Origin of the sequence: Cohnella hongkongensis (assembly GCF_042654645.1) — a bacterium.
In the GTDB taxonomy this organism is placed as follows: Bacteria; Bacillota; Bacilli; order Paenibacillales; family Paenibacillaceae; genus Cohnella; species Cohnella hongkongensis.
Window position 1 is genome coordinate 132,757 of the sequence record NZ_JBHSEP010000010.1, and the last position, 20,902, is coordinate 153,658.

Here is a 20,902-nt window from a genome sequence, read left to right on the forward strand (position 1 = left end):
AACCCCTCCCTTCCGGCCATGTAAGGTTGTTTCGATTCTATCATCTCTGCCGCTGCCATTCCAATAGATTTATTAACACCGTTACGGCTTCCGCGCGGGTCGTCTTGCCGAACGGGTCGAACTCTCCCGAACCTTTGCCTTGAATCAATTCCGCATCCTGAAGGGCATTGGCCGCTCCTTTCGCCCACTTAGGAATGGCATTGTCGTCTGCGAATCGAGTCGTCGCGCCCGCGTCTGGGAGCTTGCCCATCGCGCTCGCGATCATCGCCGCCATCTCCGCTCTCGTAATCTCCGCATTCGGACGGAAGCTGCCGTCGCTGTAGCCTTTGATCCAGCCGGCCTGCGCCGCCCTCGCGACAGCTTGCTGCGCCCAGGCTCCGATCTTATCCCGATCCGCGAATGCGAGCATCGAACCCTCGCCCTTCGGATCGAGCGCCTTGATCAACAGAACGGCAAACTCGGCGCGCGTCACCGTTTGATTGGGTCTAAACGTTCCGTCAGGGTAACCGGAGACGATCCCCGTGACGACCGCTAGCTTGATTCTCTCCTCCGCCCAATGTCCGGCAATATCGCCGAACGATTGCCCCGGACCGGCCGACGGCTGCGTGCCTTCGTCGAACGCTGCGACGACGATCGGCTGCAATCGGTTCATTTCCACCTCGATCCGGTTGCCGGTTACCCGCACGCCATCGAGATTCTTCCATTTCCCCTCAGTCTCGTCATAGGCGAATACGGCAACTTCTGGATTGCCTTTCACCTTGGCCGAATCAAAAACAAGCGTAACCGTAGCCGGCATCGAAAGAGGCTCTGTCGCATTGCTCGTCATCCACAGGAAAGGACTGACGGGAACGTAACCGGATGGAAGCGAAGGCGCGTCCGGTTTTTCCTCGATCGACGCCTTCAATTCCTTCCCGGTAGCGCCCGCCGGTATGGAAACCTTGATCGCGTCTCCAAGGCTGACTTCTCCCTTCTGCCCCGCCGGGAGCGTCAATTGGCCGTTCGTAGACGTCGTCCCGCCTGCGGCCGGCGGCATGACCGGCCCGCCGCCGCCGCTCGAGGCGCGGTTGACGGTTATCGAGTACGTCTTCTTCGTGCCGTCTCTCGCCGTCACTTCGACGGAGATCGGATTGCTGCCGACCGCAAGCGGAATTTCCGCGCTAGGTTGTCCTCCGATGACGGGTTGTCCGTTAACGGCGATCGATGCCAACGGGTCGGTTGCGGTCGCCGCGACGGTCAGCGCCGATACCCCGTTCGACACGCCGGCGGAATAAGTCGTCCTTCCCGGAGCGAATGCGGGAGACAGCGTCCCGGCCGACAGCGTTAATCCGCTCAAGCTCGCGTCGTTGCCGGGATCGCGAACGGCGGTGACGGTATACGAATTAACCGTGCCGTCCTGCGCGGTCACCTCGATGCGGATCGGATTCGAGCCTACCGGGAGATCGTCGGCGCGATAATGGTAGACCGTTCCGGTCACCGATTGGTAGACGGCTCCCGTCACCGAGACGAGCTGGGTCGGATCGGCGTGGGAGTACGACAAGCTCAGGCCGGTTTCCTCGTAGGCAAGACGGACCTCGTAGTTCAGGATCGACGGCGAGAATGCCGGTTCAAGAACGAACGCATCCACGGCCAATGAAGAAAGCAGGGCGTTGTTGCTCAGCCACTGCGCGTACAGCGTCAGCGCGCCGTCGCCCATGGCGAACGTCTGCCCCGGCCGGTATGCCGTACCGCTTCCGTCCGCCGCCGTGTTCCAGCCCGCGAACGTATAGCCCGGCTTCTCCAAGCCGCCCGTATTGTCCGGCACGGCAACCAGCGCGCCATAATCGTAGCTGCCGCCCTCCGGAACGATGCCTCCCGCATTTCCGTTGCCTTGATAGGAGAGAGGGTAGCTGTTCACCGTCCATTGCGCGAATAACGTTACGCCTGCCGTCCCGATCGTCAACGGATTTCCCGCCGCATAAGCGATTCCGCTTCCGTCCTCCGCCGTATTCCAGCCCGCGAACGTATGGCCCGTCTTCTCCAGGCCTCCGACGTTGTCTTCTACGGTAATCACCGACTCGTATTCATGGGTGCTGCCGGCCGGCGCGCTGCCGCCCGTGCTGCCGTTGCCGTCGTAGGCGACCGTGTAGCTGTTGATGTTCCACTTGGCATACAATGTCGTATCGCCTTCGATGGCCGTTGCAAAGGAAAATTCGCTGCCGAATCCGCCGTCCGTGAACCAACCGCCGAACGTATACCCCGTCTTCTCCGGGGCGTCAGGCTCGGAAGCCGTATAGCCGTAGACGACCGTCTGGCTGTCGATCGCCGTACCGCCGTCGCTGTCAAAACGGACTTCGTAGCTATTGATCGACCACTGGGCATAGAGAGTCACGCCTGCCGCGCCGATCGGGAATTCGTCGCCCTCGACATAAGCCGTTCCGCTTCCGTCCGGCTCCGTATTCCAACCTACGAACGTATGACCCGCCTTGACCAGGCTTCCGCTGCTTTGAACGGAAACGACGGATCCATAGTCGTGAGGACTTTCGGCCGGAGCGCTGCCTCCTGTGCTTCCGTTGCCATCGTAGGAGACCGGATAACTGTTGATGGTCCATACGGCATATAGCGTCATGTCGGCCGCTCCCATGGAGAACGTCGCTCCGGCGCCGTATGCCGTGCCTAGCCCGTCGGACGCCGTGTTCCAACCCGCGAAAGTATAGCCCGTCTTGACCAGGTTGCCCGTATTGTCCGGAACGACGACCCCCGTTCCATAGAAGTGGCTGCTTCCGGCCGGCGCGCTTCCTTCGTCGTTTCCGTTGCCGTCGTAGGCGATCGCATAGCTATTCGCCGTCCACTTCGCGAATAACGTGACGTTAGCCGCTCCGAGAGTAAAGGAATCGTCCGCCTCGTAATTCGTGCCGCTCCCGTCCGCTGCCGTATTCCATCCGGCGAACGTATGGCCCGTTTTCGTCAGATTTCCGGTGTTGCCCTGCACGGTCACGCTCGAATTATAAACGTAGGAGCCTCCCGCCGGGACGCTGCCGCCCGTGCTTCCGTTGCCGTCGTAAACGACCGCGTAGCTGTTGATCGTCCATTGCGCATATAGAGCAACGCCTTGCGTGCCCATCGGAAACGTACTGCCCGCTCCGTAGCTCGTGCCGCTTCCGTTCGCCTCGGTGTTCCAGCCCGCAAACGAGTACCCCGTTCGGGTCAAATTGCCGGTATTGCCCTGCACGGTCACGCTGGATTGGTATTCGTGCTGGGCGGCCGCCGGCGCGGTCCCCCCTGTGCTGCCATTCCCGTCGTAGGTCACCGGGTAGCTGTCGATCGTCCACCTCGCGTACAGCGTCACGTCGGCCGCTCCCATCGGAAACGTAGCCCCGGCTCCGTAAGCCGTTCCGCTTCCGTTAGCCTCCGTGTTCCAGCCCGCGAACGTATGTCCGGTCCTTACCAAATGGCCGCTATTCCCTTGCACGGTCACGCTCGAATTATAATCGTAGGAGCCTCCCGCCGGGACGCTGCCCCCGGTGTTTCCGTTGCCGTCGTACGTAACCGCGTAGCTATTGATCGTCCATTGCGCGTATAAGGTCACGCCTTCCGTCCCCATCGTAAACGTAGCGCCCGCTCCGTAAGCCGTTCCGCTTCCGTTAGCCTCCGTGTTCCAGCCCGCGAACGAGTACCCCGTTCTCGTCAAGCTTCCGGTGTTGCCCTGCACGGTCACGACGGAATTGTAATCGTGATTGACGGCAGCCGGTACGGTGCCTCCCGTGCCTCCGTTGCCGTCGTACGTCACCGGGTATCGGCCTAACGTCCACTGGGCGTAAAGCGTCACGCCTTCCGTCCCCATCGCGAACGTATTCCCGGCCGCATAAGGGGTGCCGCTTCCGTCCGCTTCCGTATTCCAGCCCGCGAACTCGTATCCCGTTTTCGTCAAGCTTCCGGTATTGCCGGACACGGTAACGGTCGCATTCTTGTCGTAACCGGCCGAGGCAGGCACGGTTCCTCCCGTGCTGCCGTTCCCGTCGTAGGCGACGGTGGGCCGAAGCTTCGATACCGATACCTTCATCGAGGTTCCCACATGGTCCTGATAGGCGACATAGGGGACGCCGTCGTAGAAGCGTAACGACAGGAAATTGGCACCGCCTGCCGAAAAACTGGCGTTCCCGACCGTCTCCCAGCCGGTTCCGCTATATTTCAAGACCGTCGCTCTGTAATCGCTATTCTGAAAGGCGATATACGGCGTACCGTTGTAGAGGGATAAAGAGGTATAATCCACTCCTCCGGGCGTAAACCCGGCTCCGCCTAACATTTCCCATTCCGTTCCGTTAAATTTCGCTACCGTCGCCCGACTTCCGTTCGGGGAATCCACATAAGCAACATACGGGGTACCGGCATGTACGAACAGCGACAGATCTTCCGCCCGCCCCGCCGAAAATCCGGCATTCCCTACCGTTTGCCAGCTGTTGCCGTTCAGACGGACGACGCTGACTCTACTGCTCTGCATAGGCAGTTGATACGCGATATACAGGTTCCCGTTGTCGACGTACAACGAGGTCTCATTCACTTGAATTGAAGTAAAATGACCGCCGCCGAGCATGTCCCATCCGCCGCTGCCGTTGTATCTTTTGGCCGTGCCTCTGAACGTGCTCGATTGATCCTGAAAAGCGACATACGGCGTTCCATTATCCATGTAAAACGAAATAAACCCGGCTTTGCCGTCCGAAACCGACCCTCCAACATGCGTCCAGTTGCCGTTCTCGAACTTCATCACCTTTGCTCTATCTCCATCACCCTGATCGATATAAGCGACGTAAGGAATGCCGTTATCGACTTGTATCGTAATGTAGACTGCCGCGCCTGCCGAAAATCCGGGGTTCCCCACCAGTTCCCAGCCGCTTCCGTTGTATTTCATGACCGTAACTTTGTAACCGTTTGTCCAATCCGAATACGCGACATACGGCATTCCGTTGTCGATGCTCATCGACACGTGGGTGGCGCCGCCTGCCGAAAAGGATCCGTCTCCGACCGGCCCCCACTGGCTTGTCGCCGCATGGGCGCGGTTTTTGGCGGGGGTCGGCGCCCCATAAACGCCGCCGATCGCGACCAAAATCGATAGGATCCACATTCTCGCCTTTTTCCAATTAAGTTGCATTCTTTTCCCTCCCGATATCGTGCAAAATGATCGATCGTTCAACTGAAGTTCGCGAACAGCAAAAATCCGCCCAACGGAGCGATCCATAGCCATGGAATCGCGTTCCAAATCATCGCGGCCTTAAAATGGCGCCGCACGAACTTGACCCATCCTTGAATCAGCGCGAGCGCCAGACCGACCGGATAGAGCAGAACGCAGACCATGACCAGCAAGGATTCCGCCAGGCCGGCGTTCGGATCGGAGATCGCCATGACGGCAATGCCGGTCATGAACAACCATATGGGAACGAATAGGACGTAAACGATTTGCGTTGAAATTAAGGCCCAAAGCGCGGTTTGGCGTGACATGGATATACCCCGTTTCCGTTTTTCGTCGATTCTTTCACCAGAATAGCGGCAACGTCTTCTTGCAGACTGAAAAGAAAGCGCTTCATGTCAGGTTTGAGCGGAAAAATCCGAAAAAAAACAGAAAAGCGGCTTTCCTCTACGGAAAACCGCCTTGTCTGCTTCTCTCGTCTGCGTAATTAAACCGAACCTTCTACGTCGCCGGATTTTTTTAATAGCGGAAGGCGCAATGCGATTCTCGTTCCGCGGCCGACTTCGCTTTCCGCTTCAAGACCTTTGCCAAACTGGCGGACCAAACGTTGATGGATATTTTTCAAGCCGACGCCGCCGCCATTCAAGCTATCCGATTCTCTCGCCAGGATGGCGTCGATGGATTCGGCCATGCCGACCCCATCGTCTTCGACGCTTAAGATCGCCTCGTCACCCGCGATTCGAAGGGCTATTCTTACGATTCCCCCGTCCTCCTTCTTCGTGACGCCATGCCTTACGGCGTTCTCGACCAACGGCTGGATCGTCAGGGGAGGAAGGAAACAGTCCGCGTTCGCGTCGATCTCGAAGCGGACGCTCAGCCGCTCCCCGAATCTGGCCTTTTCGATCTTCAAATAGGCTTCCGCCAGATCCAGCTCCTTCCGCAGCGGCACGAGCCGTTCTTTATTCTTAAAATCGAAGCTGCCGCGCAAGTACCGGCTTAAGTACAGCAGCAAATCATGGGCGGCGTCCGGCTCCTCGAGCGAAAGGGAAATGATCGTGTTCAGGGCGTTAAACAGGAAATGGGGCTTGATCTGCGCCTGCAGGAACGCCATCTCCGACCTGACAGCAGCCTCGGCGGAGCGTTTCATCTCCAGCAACGTGCGAGCGCGCGCTCTTATATCGTAGGCATGGAACGGCTTGGTCACATAATCGTTCGCCCCTGCCTCGAAGCCGTGCATGACGTCTTCCGGCTCGCTTCTGACCGTCGTAAGCAGAATCGGCAAATCCGCGAGAGCATACTGCTCGCGAATCCTCCGGCAAGCTTCGTATCCGGACATTCCCGGCATCATGACATCGAGAATCACCAGACCGATCCTGCTTTGCTCCTTAGCCAGCACCTCCAGCGCTTCTTCGCCTCCCGATGCCGTTACGATCTCGTAAGGCTCGTCCGCGAACACGGCTCTCAGCACGACGAGATTGACAGGGTCGTCGTCCACGGCCAGTATGGCGAGTTCCCTCGGCGCGGAACTCCCGGGCGCGAGAGCCGCTGCTGTCTCCAACCGCGCTTGCGGGATTCCGTACCTCTGTGCGCCATCCGCTTCAGGAAACGCTCGGATTTCGGAAGAGCTGACCGCGCTTACGGGGAGCGTGAAGGTGAAGATGGAGCCTCGGCCCGGCTCGGATTCGACCGTAAGCTCTCCGTCGTGCAGCTCGACCAGACGACGGGCGATGCCAAGCCCCAATCCGGTACCGCCGTATTCCCGAGCAACAGACGTGCCGATCTGCTCGAACGTCCGGAAGATCGCTTCGCGCTTGTCCTCCGCGATGCCGATTCCAGTGTCCGACACGGAGACGGCCACCTTGCCGCCCGCGGAAGTCGCAGAGACGACGACTTCTCCCTCGGGCGTGAATTTGACAGCATTGCCGATCAGATTGTAAGCGATTTGGAGCAAGCGGCTCTCGTCCGCGACCGCATTCGGAAGCTCCTCCGGCCATTCCATTCGCAGGGTAACCGGCTTGTCCCCGATATAGTTGCGGAAGATTTCCTGCTGCGAGCCGATGACGGCCCTAACGTCGACCGGCTTCAATTGCAGTTGGATTCCCCGGTGCTTCAAGCGCGACAAGTCTAAAATATCGTTAATCAAATTGGACATGCGACGAGCGACGGATACGACAATCTCGAGCTGCTCCCGCTGCTGTCCGTTCAGGGGACCCGACTTTCCGTCCTTAAGCGCGGAAGACAAATTCAAAATGCCGTGCAGCGGAGTTTTCAGCTCGTGCGAAGTGTTCGCCAGAAATTCGTCCTTCATCCGGTTCAGGTCGATCAGCTCTTCCGACAGCGTCCCGATGACCCGGTACGCGTTCGTAAACCGTCTGGCCAGCTCCATCGCTTCGATGAACACGAGCAGCAGAAAGCCGTAGGGAACGAGCTGCAAGTCGACCCAGATGATTCGGCCGTTGCTGTAGAGGATATCGTGGAACGCCGTGGCGACGAAGATCAGCCAACCGATCAGTTGAAGCAGCGCCCCGCTTCGGCCTCTCCATAAGGCTAGCGCGAAGCCGTAAATGAAATAGGCCAGTCCCGCCAACGAGATGATTTTGTAATAATCGATATAATTCGTGAAAACGGCTGCCGGAAGCAACAGAGCCGAGCCGATGAACGGAATCCCGATTCCGGCAAGCGCGCGCACGATCCGGGCGCTGAACTCCTGAGGAAAGAGCTCTCTCACGAACAGCGCGGCCATCGTCACTCCGCCGTAATACGTCAAATACTCGATTCGAATAATCGTCCCAATGCCCATCCCGGGAAAAACATCTGCTGCATATATGCCGCCGACGACCCACAGCCGCGCCGCGCCCAACAGGCAGCAAATGCCGAAATAAAGCGTCGAACGATCCGCGCGGCGCAACAAAAACACGGCGATCTGATAGAAGCCGAGCAGCGCGCAGCCGCCGAATACCGCCATGTCGACGATCGCGTTTCTCGTCTTCATGACGGCCATATCGCCTTCCGTCCCGAGCGTCAGGCTGTACCAAATCCCCCCGGAGGGATAAATCGCGTTGGAGACCTGCAGAATCAGCTCGAACGCTTCGCCGTGGGGCTGGAACGAAACGGTTTGCGGGCGGTAGGCGGATACGGTGGCGCCCAAGTCCGCGTCTACCTCGCCCGCTTGGGCGACGAGATTCCCTTCCGCGAAGAGCCGGTAGGCCGGCGCAATGGCCGGTATATGCAGAGCCAGCGCGCCGGTATCCCCTCCGGTCAGAACGGTCAGCCGGTAAGTGGCGTATCCGCGTCCCGGTTTCCCGTAACGCGTCCACTCCCCCGGAACTTCGGCCAGATTCCCCGGCTGGCCGGCATCTCCTTCCTCCAGCAGCTCTCCCCAATCGAACCGCCAGGCTCCGTTCAAACGCACGGCTCCGTCCTTGGCCAAACTCCATTCGCGAAGATCTAATACGCCGTTCTTTGCCTTTAATCTGCCGCCTTCCGATACTCCCACGAACGGCCACGCTATCGCGAAGGAGAATGCGCAGAGCAGAGCCGCAAGTACCGCGAGTCGGACTTTCCGGTTCTGTATCGTCATTGCCGCCCGTCACCGCCGATTTTCCGAGAATAGAAATAGGCCTTGTTCTAATCGAATGTTCTATCGATGCTCCCGAATCAGCTCCAGAAATGCCAGCCCGTATTTCTCGTACTTGGCCGCTCCGACGCCTTTTACGCTGCGCATCTCGCGTTCCGTCTCCGGCATCGCCTCGCACATTTCCCGCAGCGTAGCGTCGTGAAAAATGACAAACGGCGGCAGTCCTTCGGCGTCGGCGATCCGCTTGCGCAGTTGGCGCAGCGCATCGAACAGCGCCGGGTTCGCCACCGGCGCGTGCGCCGCTCCTCCGCGAGACCGGCTCCGGGAAGCCGGAGGCGTATCCGGCTCGACCTTCTGATAGACGCGGGCTTCTCCCCGCATCACCGCCAGCACCGGCTCCAGAAGCTGGACGACCGGATAGGCCGTATCCGACATACGGAGGTAGCCGTCGGCCACCAGCGCGTGGATAAGCTGCACGAGCGGCTTCTCGGCCATATGCTTCAGACGGCCGTAAGACCGGAGCCGGTCGAAGTTGAACTGCTTGATTTTGGCGTCGTTCGCGCCTCGCAGCACTTTCGCCGTCAAAGTCACGCCGAAGCGCTGCTTCATCTCGGAGATACAGGCAAATATAAACTTGGCTTCCTCGGTCACGTCCTTGCTCTCGCGCGTATCCGTACAGTTGCCGCATGTACCGCAAGCTTGTCCGTTCTCCTCGCCGAAATAGCGCACGATCGCAAGCTGCAGGCAGTCGCCGGTGTGCGCGTACTGAACCATGTCGTTGAGCAGCCGGTAATCGTTGCGCTTGCGCTCCTCGTCCGCCTCGCTCTGCTCGATAAAAAACTTCTGCGTTACGACGTCTTGCGCCGAGAACAGCAGCACGCACTCTCCCGGATCTCCGTCCCTCCCTGCTCGACCGGCTTCCTGATAGTAGGCTTCCAGATTTTTCGGCATATTGTTGTGGATGACAAAGCGCACGTTCGACTTGTCGATGCCCATGCCGAAGGCGTTCGTGGCGACGATAATCTGCAGGTCGTCGCGTTGAAAAGCTTCCTGCGTCTCCGCCCGCTCTTCCTCGCTTAAGCCCGCGTGATATTTTCCGACGGGAACACCAAGACCGCGCACGAAAGAATAGACGCTTTCCACCTCGCGGCGCGTGGAAGCGTAAATGATGCCCGCCTGATCCGAATGCTCTCTAATATATCTCTCTACGAATTCCCGCTTGTCCGCGCCGCGGACGACCGACATGGCCAGATTGCTTCGCGCATAACCGGTCGTTACCCGCGCCGGATCGCGAAGCTTCAGCCGTTCGACAATATCCTCCTTCACGACGTCCGTCGCGGTCGCCGTGAACGCAGCCATAACCGGACGCGGCTCAATGTCCTGCAGCAGCCGGACGATCGTCATGTAGCTCGGGCGAAAATCGTGCCCCCATTGCGAAACGCAGTGCGCCTCGTCCACCGCGACAAGCGGCACCTCGAGTTGACGGATCATCGCGCGGAAGGACTCGGATTCGAGTCGTTCGGGCGCGATGTAGAGCAGCTTGTAGTGCCCCGCAGCGACGGCCCGCATTCTCTCGTTCGTCTCCCGGGCCGAAAGCGAGCTGTTGATGAATGTCGCCTCGATGCCGGCCGCGTTCAGCGAATCCACCTGATCCTTCATGAGAGAGATCAGAGGCGAGACGACAAGCGTCACGCCGTCCATCAGCAATGCCGGAATCTGATAGCAGATCGATTTGCCGGCTCCCGTCGGCATAATGCCGAGCACGTCCCGGCCGTCCAGAATCGCCCCGATCAACTGCTCCTGACCGGAGCGGAAGCGATCGTAGCCGTAATACGTTTTAAGCGCCTCCAGCGCAGCCGCGTTCATCTCCCGCCTCCAACTGCAGGAAGCCATGGAGAAGCTTCCCCTTCATAGTAGATGTGCAGCACATGAAGAGCCCTTGTGCATACCGTGTAGAGCAGCTTGCGATCCTTTTCCTTCCCGTAGCGCTTTGAGGAAGCGTCCCAGACGAGCACGGCGTCGAACTCGATTCCTTTGGCCAAATAAGAAGGAAGCGCCGACACGCCCTTCGGCAGTTCGGCCGAGCCGCCGGTCACCAGCGTGAGCGGCACGTCGTCCGCCAACAGCTCCTTCAGCAGCGCGACTGCGTCGGCGGACTCGCCGGCAGTCTTCGTAATGACGCCGATCGTCCCGTAGCCTCCGGCCAACAGCTCTCCGATATCCGCCGCGGCCCGGTCTCCGAGCTCGCGAATGTCGGAGCAGGCAATCAGACGGGGCGCCTCGCCGGTTCTGCGGAAGGGCGCGATATTCGCCGCGTCCTCCGGCGTCAGTATGCCTTTCGTGAATTGCACGATCGGCTCGGTCGAACGGTAGCTGGTCGTCAGCCGATGAACGGCCGAAACCTCGGGAGCCATCAGCCGGGTCCAGCCGCCGAAGCCGCCGCCGTCCTGCGACTGCACATAGATCGCCTGGTTGAAATCGCCAAGCACGGTCATGCGCGCGCGCGGGAAGCGGCGGCGCAGGAACGCCGCCTGGAACGGAGAGTAGTCCTGGGCCTCGTCGACGAACACGTGCTGGATGTCCCCCTCCACGCGCCGAAAGCCTTCAAGCGCTTCCGACACGTACATGAGAGGGGTCGCGTCCTCGTGATCGATCCGCTTGTGGCCGATCGTCTCTTCGATGCGCAGGCTCATCCAATCCCAGCCTTGCGGCAGGCGGCCGTCGGGCGCGCAGGAGGCGAATACCGGCCGGCTCTCGAACAGCACCCTGTAAGTGGCGACCGCGTCGATGAACCGATAGGAGCGCACCGCCTTGGCGATCGGAGCGATCGCTTCCTCGGCCACTTGGCGCTTAAGCCGGAGGCTCATCTGCTCTTCGTCGTCGAATACGTCTTCGTGGAAGCCGCCGCTGCGCCGAACGTCGACGTACGCGCGCTGGATGTCCTCCTGGTCGACCAATTCGGCCGCTTCTTCCAGCCAGGCTTCGTTCATTTGGGATTCCACCCACTGCTTCAGCCGCTCAAGCAGCCACCGCTTGACCGTTACAGCGCGCGTGGCGAAGCCGTCGGACGCCTGAACGGCGTAGAACCTCTCCGAGATTTCCTCCGCCGAGGCGATCGTCCGGTCCCGGAACCGCAGCGTTCGGAACTGAACGCCTCCTCCCTCCAGCCGCTTCAAATAATTCTCGACCGTCACGAAGAAGTGCTCCGAGCCTTTATACTTCACCGCGCGCTCCCTGGCTTCTCCCTCCGGAGTTCCGTCGATGCCGGCCAGCGCCTCCGTCTGGGAGAATAGGTCCTCGACCTCGAACCGGCGCCCCAGCCTGGCCTCGATCAGCTCGCGGAACGTCATCTGCCGCATATTCGCTTCGCCCAGATCGGGGAGCACGCGGGAAATGTATCCTTTAAATACCGGGTTCGGAGAAAACAAAATGATCTGCTCCGGCGTTAACGTATCGCGGAACCGGTACAGCAAATAGGCGATGCGCTGTAAAGCGGCGGACGTCTTCCCGCTGCCCGCCGCGCCCTGCACGACGAGCAGCTTGTGCCGCTCGTCGCGGATAATCCGGTTCTGCTCCTTCTGGATCGTCGCCACGATGCTTTTCATCGCCGTATCCGAGCCCTCGGACAGCACCGCCTGCAAAATCTCGTCCCCGACCGTCTCCGACGTGTCGAACATGTGCTTCATCTGTCCGCCGCGAATGACGAACTGACGTTTGAGCTTCATCTCGCCCTCGATCTCTCCGTCGGGAACGAGATAAGCGGCCGGTCCCGGCTCGTGATCGTAGAACAGGCTGGACACCGGAGCCCGCCAATCGTACACGTAGAACGTCTCCCCATCCTCGCCGATCAAGGAAGACCGGCCGATGTAGATCACTTCCGTCTCTTGTCCGCGCTCGGCAAAATCGATGCGCGCGAAATACGGAGAATCGAACTGCTTCGTCAACCGCTCCACCGCCTCCGCAGCGACGCGGTGACTGCGCTCCCGCTCGGCCAGCACCTCGGCCTGCTGAACGATGCTCGTCCACGTCTCGGCCACCTCGGAAGAATCGGAGAAGTTCATCCTGACGTCTTCCCAGAATTCCTGACGAATGCCGACGACGTCGCCCCGCCTTTCCCCGAGGACGGCAAGCTCCTTGCGCATCCGCCTTCCGACCTGGTCCAGCACGGTCAGCAGCCTTTTCTCTTCCTCTTCCCGGGGGGATAGGGATCTGTTCTCCATGCGTTCCACTCCCTGCGAGTAAACTTCGTATTCTTTGTTGTAACATGCAAGTGAGGCAAACGCAACCTCTTCGGCGCAAAACAAAAACGCCGCTCGCCTCCGCAAGGAGTTGAGCGACGTACCGGGTGTTCAATTTGTCGTCCCCTACCGACTCAGCCCAAATGAAAAGCGGTACGACATTGAAGCATCGTCTCCTCGTACGTCTGTGTCCTTATCGATTCGTCCGACGGATCCCAGATGCCTACTCGTTGGTTATCCTGAGTGATGAAGAACAGAACCTCCATGTGATTGGGTATGGAAATGATAAGCGGTTTGCCGCCCTCCAGTTTCTGGCGGATATAGAGGGGCGTCAGGTCTTCTTTCTTCACTTCGACCAGGTTAACCCCGATGAGTTGGCCTAAACTCACCATTTCAGTCGTTAGTATCGTATAGAGACTGTCCTTGCCCCATCCCAGACGGTTCATTAATTCGTCCTGCGTTCTGCCGCATAGAGCGGCTGTCGCGGCAAACCAACACCCCGTTTTCGTCTTTTGCTTTTCCCATGAACTGGCCGTAGCTATGGGCAGACCGATGAATCCGTTTTGCTGAGCAGGGCCGATCTGCCCCTCGCCCTCTCCGTCCCCTTCGACAAGCACGAACAAATCGTCCTGATCGGAAGCGATGATGAAGCTCGCTCCGGATTGCTCTTCATGAAGAATCGCGTAGGAACTCACATGGGGCTGCATATTAAGGAGCGATACATCCTCTTTCGGGATAATCTCCTTGACCAAATAAACCATCTTGTCCAGATCTTCCATTAGCTCCTGCCCACCAATTCGGGTCACGGAACGGCTATCCTCTTCCCACATCTTCGCCTTGATCCCGCTGGTGTAAGGCCGATACCGCCGATTTAACTGGAACACGCCCTGAATCGGCGCTTCGGCGGAGCCTGCCGGGCCGTTCGCCGCCGGTTCGGGCCGGATCCCTTCGGTTGAGGGAGCCGCCGAATGGCGCGCGGCCCGCTCTCCCATCCCGTCCGCTTCCCGTTCCAGTGCGCCGCTGTCGTTCACCGGCCTCCCCATCGCCTGCGTCGTCGCCCGGACTCTGCCTTGCTTTTGCTGCACCGCGTGCCAGCCTTCATGCGGCAAATGCCGCTCCTGTCCGGGAGCGATATGAATCTCGCTTCCCTGCGTATAAGCCAGAGCATGGATGCGGGCTGGCTTGTCGGAATTGTAATGCACGCGCACGTCGGACAGATCCATGCCCGACAAGCCTTCCAGTCCCGCCTTCAAGTCCTCCGGCAGTCCGGCGCCGCCTGCGCCGGACGAAGCCGTCCCCGCTTGGGATTCGAGAAGCTGGGAGACGGCGCGATTGCCGATCGATTGCTGCAGCTGCAGCCATGGATCCGCGCCGTGGCGCGCCTTCAAGATGGCGTCCCCCTCAGTCCGCTGCGCTGGCGCCGTTCCCCTCGGAAGCCGCGAAGCCCAGGCGGGGCCCGCAGAGGAGCGGGAGTTCGGAGAAGAATGCTTCTTCATTCCAATCCCCTTCCGTGAAAAGAAAGTGTCGCAGTCCGGCGTTCAATCCGGCCGCGTACCGCCGCAGATCCGATCCGCGCCGGCGCCGCCGCTAATCTTCGATAAAGCCGACGTGCCGGAGGAACCGCGCCAGCAGCACGGCCGCCTGGGCCCTGTTGACCCGGTCCTGCGGGGCGAACGTGCCGTCCGGCATACCGGAGACCAGTCCCGCATTCGCCGCCCGGGCCGCTGCAGCAGCCGCCCCCCGTTTCCGTCCAGCGATCCGGTGAACGGATTGCTGGACGAATCGCCGATGGCGCCGATCGGCATCCATCCGCCGTTATCCGGCCCGTCTCCGTCGAAATCGTATCCGGCCAGATCGATATCGGCCCCCAGCCGGTAATGCGCGCCCATATTGAAGCGGATAGCGGACAATCCGTCGGCATCCGTTACGATGAACGGGCATTCCTTCGAACCGTCTCCCGCCGGATCGCACGCCGCGCGGGCTTCCCTTTCATACGGCCATAAGGAGAAAGCCTGCAGGAGCACGAGCAGGGCCAACGCGTACAGAATCGTCTTTTTCATTATTTCTATTTCCCTTCTTTGGAGTCTATCGAACGAGGACGAAACTTAACATTTTTTAGTATAATTTAGCGGACAACGTCCGTTCTATTCCCTCTAGGGGGGATTTATTGCTCGCTTGTTATACCCCCTGACAGATGCCTTAGCCGAACGCCGCGGCCCATTCGCGGAATGCCGGCATCCCCGTCCGGCCTTGCCCCCGGTTCCGACATCGGCCCTTAACGTTCCAGGCACACTCTCCGAAGTCCCCACATATACATAGGGTGGTGGAATTTTTGTTCAGGACAGGGGGCTTGGCTTAACGATGATGCGTGATCAGGAACGGCTCGCGCTGGAGGCGGCTATCGCGGACATTACGGAAATCGCGGAGCGGTTCGGGCTCGACTTCTATCCGATGAGATACGAGATTTGTCCCGCGGATATCATCTATACGTTCGGCGCTTACGGAATGCCGACGCGCTTCAGCCACTGGAGCTTCGGCAAAACCTTTAATCGAATGAAGATGCAATACGACCTCGGCCTTAGCAAAATCTACGAGCTCGTCATCAACTCCAATCCCTGCTACGCCTTTCTGCTGGACGGCAACTCCCTGGTGCAGAACAAGCTGATCGTCGCCCACGTTCTCGCACACTGCGACTTTTTCAAGAACAACGCCCGTTTCTCCGCTTCCAACCGCAATATGGTCGAGAGCATGTCCGCCGCCGCAGAGCGCATCAGCGGATATGAGCTCGAATTCGGGGCAGCGGAGGTCGAACGCTTCCTCGATGCGGTCATGGCGATCCAGGAGCATGTCGATCCGGTCATTCGCAAGCCTTACGGCCTCGACCGGAAGCACTATATGGAGACGCAGCGGCGGCGGGAGAAGAAGGAGCGCCCCAGTCGCCCCTCCTCCCCTTACGACGACCTGTGGGATCTGGAGAGTTACGAAGCGGACGGCCAGGACCAGGATCGCGGAGACGGCGGCGGCGATCCGAAGCGCTTTCCGGTCCATCCGGAGAAGGATCTCGTCTGGTTCGTCCAACAGTTCTCTCCCGCGCTTGAAGATTGGCAGCGAGATATTATGAGCATTATCCGCGAGGAAATGCTCTACTTCTGGCCGCAGATCGAGACGAAAATCATGAACGAAGGCTGGGCCTCGTACTGGCACCAGAGAATCATGCGGGAGCTCCCGCTGACGAGCGAGGAGACGGTCGAATACGCCAAGCTCAATTCAGCCGTCGTGCAGCCCTCCAGACATTCGCTTAATCCGTACTATTTGGGGCTGAAAATATTCGAGGATATCGAGAAAAGGTTCGGCCGAGAGAAAATATTCGAGGTCCGCGAGCTCGATTCCGACGCTTCCTTCCTGCGCAACTACTTGACGAAAGAGCTGACGGAAGAGCTCGACCTGTATATTTTCGAGAAGAAGGGGCAGGAGTGGAAAATTACCGACAAGGGCTGGGAGCAGGTCCGGGATCAGCTGGTATTCTCCCGCGTCAACGGAGGCTTCCCTTATCTCGAGGTCACGGATGCGGACTATCAGCGGGGCGGCGAGCTGTATGTGACGCACCGTTACGAGGGCACGGAGCTTGACTTGAAGTATGTGGAACGGACGCTTCCCTACCTTGTTGCGCTCTGGGGCAAGCCCGTGCATCTGGAGACGGTGTTCGACGACAAGAAGGTGCTGTTCTCCTGCGACGGCAAGAAGACGAACCGGCGCAGCCTGTAACGCAGTACCGCCGCAGCGGCACGCGCTCCGCGGACGCGAATATGTCGAGGGGACGGCCCACAGGTGTAAAAATGGGGAAAATGGCTCAATCTACTTCTGTCGCAACCATCTGCCAAAGGAGTGATTCAAGCTATGACCTCTACGACCGCAACGCCCCGGCGTCCGACCTCCTTCCCGCCGCAGCATCAGAACGCACAGCCCGGCATCGAGCAGAACATGAACCCGAAGCCGGAGTCCGAGTCCCCGGTCTACAAGCCGGCCGGCAAGCTGACAGGCAAAGCCGCGCTCGTCACCGGCGGAGACAGCGGCATCGGGCGGGCGGTGTCCATCGTCTACGCCAAGGAAGGCGCCGACGTCGCCGTCCTGTATCTGAACGAGGACGCCGATGCCGAAGAGACGAAGCGTCAGGTGGAAGCCGAAGGAAGACGCTGCCTGTTGATCAAGGGAGATATCGGCGATCCGGCTTTCTGCCAGCAAGCGGTGGAGCAGGCGGTCGGCTCGCTCGGCCGCTTGGACATACTCGTTAACAACGCCGCCGAGCAGCATCCACAGAGCAAGATCGAGCAGATTACCCCGGAGCAGCTCGAGCGGACGTTCCGGACGAACGTGTTCGCCATGTTTTACCTGACGCAGGCGGCGATGCCGCACCTGTCTTCGGGCTCTTCGATTATTAACACCGCTTCGATTACCGCTTATCGCGGAAGCCCGAACCTGCTCGATTACTCCGCGACCAAAGGAGCGATCGTCTCCTTCACTCGAGCGCTCTCCCAGAACGTCGTCGGACAAGGCATCCGCGTGAACGCCGTAGCGCCCGGCCCGGTCTGGACGCCGCTCATCCCGTCGACATTCGACGCCCAGCAGGTCGCGCAATTCGGAGCCGATACGCCGATGAAGCGCGCCGGCCAGCCGGATGAGCTGGCTCCGGCTTACGTCTATCTGGCCAGCGAGGACTCCTCCTATGTGGCGGGCCAGGTGCTGCACGTCAACGGCGGAGAAATCGTGAACGGATAGAAGCGTGCAAGCATAAACGGCTTACGCGGTCCTTGGGACCGGCGGGATAACGTTTATGTCGGAGGTGATTCAGATAAGGATAACGAATTTTATACTTTCTGAATCACCAAGAAAAAGAAGCTGCCCGGCCGTGAGGTCCGAGCAGCTTCTTCCCGTTTGTTAACCGTGGGCGACCTTCAGCTTCACCGAGCTGAAGTCCGTTCGGTAATAGCGGATCATCACGGTGAGCCCCAGCGCGACAAGGAAGGAATAGAGCGCCAGCCACGCGCCCATGCTTCCCCATTCGAATACGGTGACGAACAAGTAGGTCAGCGGGACGAACATGAACAGGCTCAGCACGAACGAGGCTCTCATCAGGAACGTCGTGTCTCCGATGCCCCGCAGTCCGCCGGCATAGAAATTGTAGAAGCCGTCGAAGATTTGCAAGTACGCCGACACTTGAATCAGGTGCGCGGCCAGCTCGTAGACGCCGGGATCGGTGCTGTACATCCTGGCGATCGGAACGGCCCAGATCAACTCCGCCGTGCCGAGCAATATAAGGAAAATCGCTCCCAGCACAGCCGTGTTCGTACCGGCCTTCTTCGCCCTGTCCGGCCGGCCTTCCCCGATGCCTTGGCCGACGAGAATCGTCGCCGTCGAACCGAACGCGAATGCGGGCATAAAGCCGAACGACATCACGCTGAGCGCCACCTCGTTGGCGGCTGCCGCCAAATCCCCAAGCGTAAGGACGAACATCGTAAAGATGTACATCGAGACGCTCATCGAGAACTCCTGCAATCCCAGCTTGCCGCTCTCTTGAGAAATCAGCTTGAGCTCCTTCCAGTCCGGGTTTTGCAGCTTTCTCGTCTGGTACCGCTTATGCATCGGGCCCCAGAAGACGAGCAGACAGACCGCCAACTGCACCGCTTCGCCGATCAGCAGCGCATAGCCGGCTCCGATGATGCCCATGTCGGGCAAGCCCCAATGCCCGTACGTCAGGCCGTACGTCAGGCCGACCATCAGCACGTTCGCGATGATGGACACGATCATCGAGGTGCGGGTGTCCCCGACTCCCCGGAAGAAGCCGTGGAATACGAAGCTGATGATGCCGAACGCCATGGCGTAGAAGCGCAGCTCCAAGTATTCGCCTCCGGTGGCGACAAGCTCGGCCGAGCCGCCGGTCAGCCGCAGCACGGCCCCGCTGGCAAGCCAGCCGGCAAGCGCGATCAGCAGCGCCACGCCGAGACTGACGACGAGCGCCAGGTACATGCGCTGCATGCCCTTGCGCATTTCTCCCGCTCCGAAATTTTGCGCGACGAGGTAATTGATCGAATGACCGATTCCCGAGAAAATCGCGAATACGTTGTACATAATAATATTGGATACGCCGACAACGGCAATGACCACGTAGCCGAGGTCCCCGACCAGAATCAAATTGATCGTGCCCGTCAGCGTTTGGGTCGCAAATGCGAACAAAGATGGGAGCGCCAGCAGGAGAATCCCGTACCAGCTCTTAAGCAGCTTCATGAAGTTAAACCTTCTTCGAATAGAATGAATTCAATTTCACCATTCTGCCGGAGAACGCAAATCTAGTCAAGATGGAAAATGTTATTTCTTCGTTAAATTTTGAACGCGATCAGACGCAATCTGCAGTAGTCCGCCGTCCAGACGGCTCCGTCGAAGAGCGTCCCCTCCAGCAGCTTCGCCGCATCGGCGATCCATCGCTCGGCCTCCGCAGGCTCGGCGTCCGGGAACATCGCCGTACCGAACATCTGGAGCCAATTGGTCATTCCAGCCTCCCCGTTGGCCAGCCGCGTCGGCCGGTCCAGCAAAATCGCCGTCCGCACCTCCATTCCGTGCCGCTCCAGCAAGGAGGCATATTGGCCCACCGTCGGAAAATACCAGGGCATGACGAAGCGGTCCTCGGCTCCTGCCTCCCGCATCGCCTGTCGAACGGCGGACACGATCGTCTGTACGTTTCCGCTGCCGCCGAACTCCGCCACCAGCCTTCCTCCTCGTTCGAGTCCCGACAAGAGGCCGCGGATGGCGGCTTCTGGGTCGGTCATCCAATGCAGCGCCGCATTGCTGAAGACGGCGTCGTACCGGAAATCTGCGGCCCAGTCCATTCCGTTCACGCAGCGGAACGATAGCTGCGGGTACTTCGTTCGCGCTCGTTCGACCATTTCCGGGGAAATATCGATTCCGTGCACCTCTGCTCCCGCCGCCGCAATCCGCGCCGCCAAGTCCCCCGTACCGCATCCGAAGTCGAGAATCTTCTCCCCTTCGGCCGGGCTCAGCCATTCCACCAGATCCTCTCCATAGCGGGAAACGAAGCTCATGGCTTCATCGTACCCGTCCGCCTGCCAATGGATCTTTTGCCGGATCTTCTCCATCAGAACGCTCTCCCTGTCTCGAACGGTTTAAGCAGCGGCTCCAGCTCCGGCTCGATTTCCGCAACCGGCGTCGTCGTTTCGTATCTCCCCCGCACCTCGCCGCTACGATCGATCACGAATTTCGTGAAGTTCCACTTGATCTCATCTCCGGCATACAGTTCGGGGTATTTTTCCTGCAAAAAGACGCTCATCCGAAGCCCTTCCGGAGAGCCGGCATCGAACCCCCGGAACGGCGCCCGTTCGGTCAGAAACGGAAACAAGGGATGGGCGTTCGGGCCCCGGACCTCCGTTTTCCCGAACAGGGCAAACGTAACTCCGAAGCTCGTTCCGCAATACTCGCGCACCTCCGCGTCGCTTCCCGGCTCCTTCCCGTTAAACTGGTTGCAGGGGAACGCAAGCACTTCAAACCCCCGCTCCCTGTGTTTGACGTACAGCTTCTGAAGCTCGGGGAATTGGCGGGAATAGCTGCATCTGCTGGCCGTGTTGACGATCAGAAGCACTTTTCCCCGGTATACGGACATGTTAACGGGAGTGCCGTTTATCGCGTGAACTTGAAAATCGTAAATGGACATCCGAGTTCCCTCCGATTTCGTTTCGTTAATCTAACGATAATACGGAGTCAACTATTGGTCTAATATATAAAAAATATAATATTGATAGTTTATTCGAATAAAACTTTCTTATGTCTGCCGCACCTCCGGAACGGAGACCTTGCCGACCGGGACCTGTCTGCAACGTAAAAAACCAAACCGCGAGGGTTTGGCTTTTGTTTCCTTGC

12 protein-coding genes are annotated in these 20,902 nt (G+C 59.3%); 2 read left to right on the forward strand and 10 right to left on the reverse strand.

What is annotated here, in order from left to right:
* Positions 1–40: 40 nt before the first annotated feature.
* From ACFO3S_RS15055 to ACFO3S_RS27965, 7 genes are all read right to left on the reverse strand, one after another.
* Positions 41–5,125 carry an InlB B-repeat-containing protein gene (locus ACFO3S_RS15055; RefSeq protein ID WP_378097618.1) on the reverse strand — a complete coding sequence of 1,695 codons (5,085 nt, stop codon included), beginning with the start codon at positions 5,123–5,125 and terminating at the stop codon, positions 41–43.
* 38 nt (positions 5,126–5,163) lie between these two features.
* The gene (locus tag ACFO3S_RS15060; RefSeq protein WP_378097621.1) at positions 5,164–5,472 is read right to left on the reverse strand and encodes a hypothetical protein; all 309 of its coding nucleotides are present in this window, start codon (positions 5,470–5,472) and stop codon (positions 5,164–5,166) included.
* Between the two features lie 176 nt (positions 5,473–5,648).
* Positions 5,649–8,741 (reverse strand): ATP-binding protein, encoded by a 3,093-nt coding sequence (locus tag ACFO3S_RS15065; protein ID WP_378097624.1) that lies wholly within the window; start codon positions 8,739–8,741, stop codon positions 5,649–5,651.
* A gap of 60 nt (positions 8,742–8,801) precedes the next feature.
* The gene (gene recQ, locus ACFO3S_RS15070) at positions 8,802–10,604 is read right to left on the reverse strand and encodes a DNA helicase RecQ (protein WP_378097627.1); all 1,803 of its coding nucleotides are present in this window, start codon (positions 10,602–10,604) and stop codon (positions 8,802–8,804) included.
* Complete coding sequence (gene helD / locus ACFO3S_RS15075) at positions 10,601–12,958, reverse strand: RNA polymerase recycling motor HelD (protein ID WP_378097630.1); 2,358 nt, start codon at positions 12,956–12,958, stop codon at positions 10,601–10,603. Before helD ends, recQ begins: the two co-directional genes overlap by 4 nt.
* Before the next feature lie 152 nt (positions 12,959–13,110).
* On the reverse strand, positions 13,111–14,364 hold the full coding sequence (locus tag ACFO3S_RS15080; protein WP_378097633.1) for an eCIS core domain-containing protein: 1,254 nt from the start codon (positions 14,362–14,364) through the stop codon (positions 13,111–13,113).
* A gap of 150 nt (positions 14,365–14,514) precedes the next feature.
* Entirely contained in the window at positions 14,515–15,036 is a 522-nt protein-coding gene (locus tag ACFO3S_RS27965; RefSeq protein WP_465251403.1) for a hypothetical protein, read from the reverse strand.
* Positions 15,037–15,340: 304 nt separating this feature from the next.
* Between ACFO3S_RS27965 and ACFO3S_RS15090 the strand changes: the two genes are divergently transcribed.
* A complete protein-coding gene (locus ACFO3S_RS15090; RefSeq protein ID WP_378097793.1) occupies positions 15,341–16,741 on the forward strand; it encodes a SpoVR family protein in 1,401 nt (466 codons plus the stop codon).
* A gap of 132 nt (positions 16,742–16,873) precedes the next feature.
* Positions 16,874–17,752 (forward strand): SDR family oxidoreductase, encoded by an 879-nt coding sequence (locus ACFO3S_RS15095; protein ID WP_378097638.1) that lies wholly within the window; start codon positions 16,874–16,876, stop codon positions 17,750–17,752.
* A gap of 159 nt (positions 17,753–17,911) precedes the next feature.
* On the opposite strand, the gene ACFO3S_RS15100 is transcribed toward ACFO3S_RS15095, so the two are convergent.
* The 3 genes from ACFO3S_RS15100 to ACFO3S_RS15110 form a co-directional block, all read right to left on the reverse strand.
* Positions 17,912–19,258: an MATE family efflux transporter gene (locus ACFO3S_RS15100; RefSeq protein ID WP_378097641.1), complete on the reverse strand. Its 1,347-nt coding sequence runs from the start codon at positions 19,256–19,258 to the stop codon at positions 17,912–17,914.
* A 92-nt stretch (positions 19,259–19,350) separates the two neighbouring features.
* Positions 19,351–20,124, reverse strand: coding sequence for a class I SAM-dependent methyltransferase (locus ACFO3S_RS15105; protein WP_378097644.1), 774 nt, complete (start codon positions 20,122–20,124; stop codon positions 19,351–19,353).
* Positions 20,124–20,696 (reverse strand): glutathione peroxidase, encoded by a 573-nt coding sequence (locus tag ACFO3S_RS15110; protein ID WP_378097646.1) that lies wholly within the window; start codon positions 20,694–20,696, stop codon positions 20,124–20,126. Before ACFO3S_RS15110 ends, ACFO3S_RS15105 begins: the two co-directional genes overlap by 1 nt.
* Between the last annotated feature and the right edge of the window lie 206 nt (positions 20,697–20,902).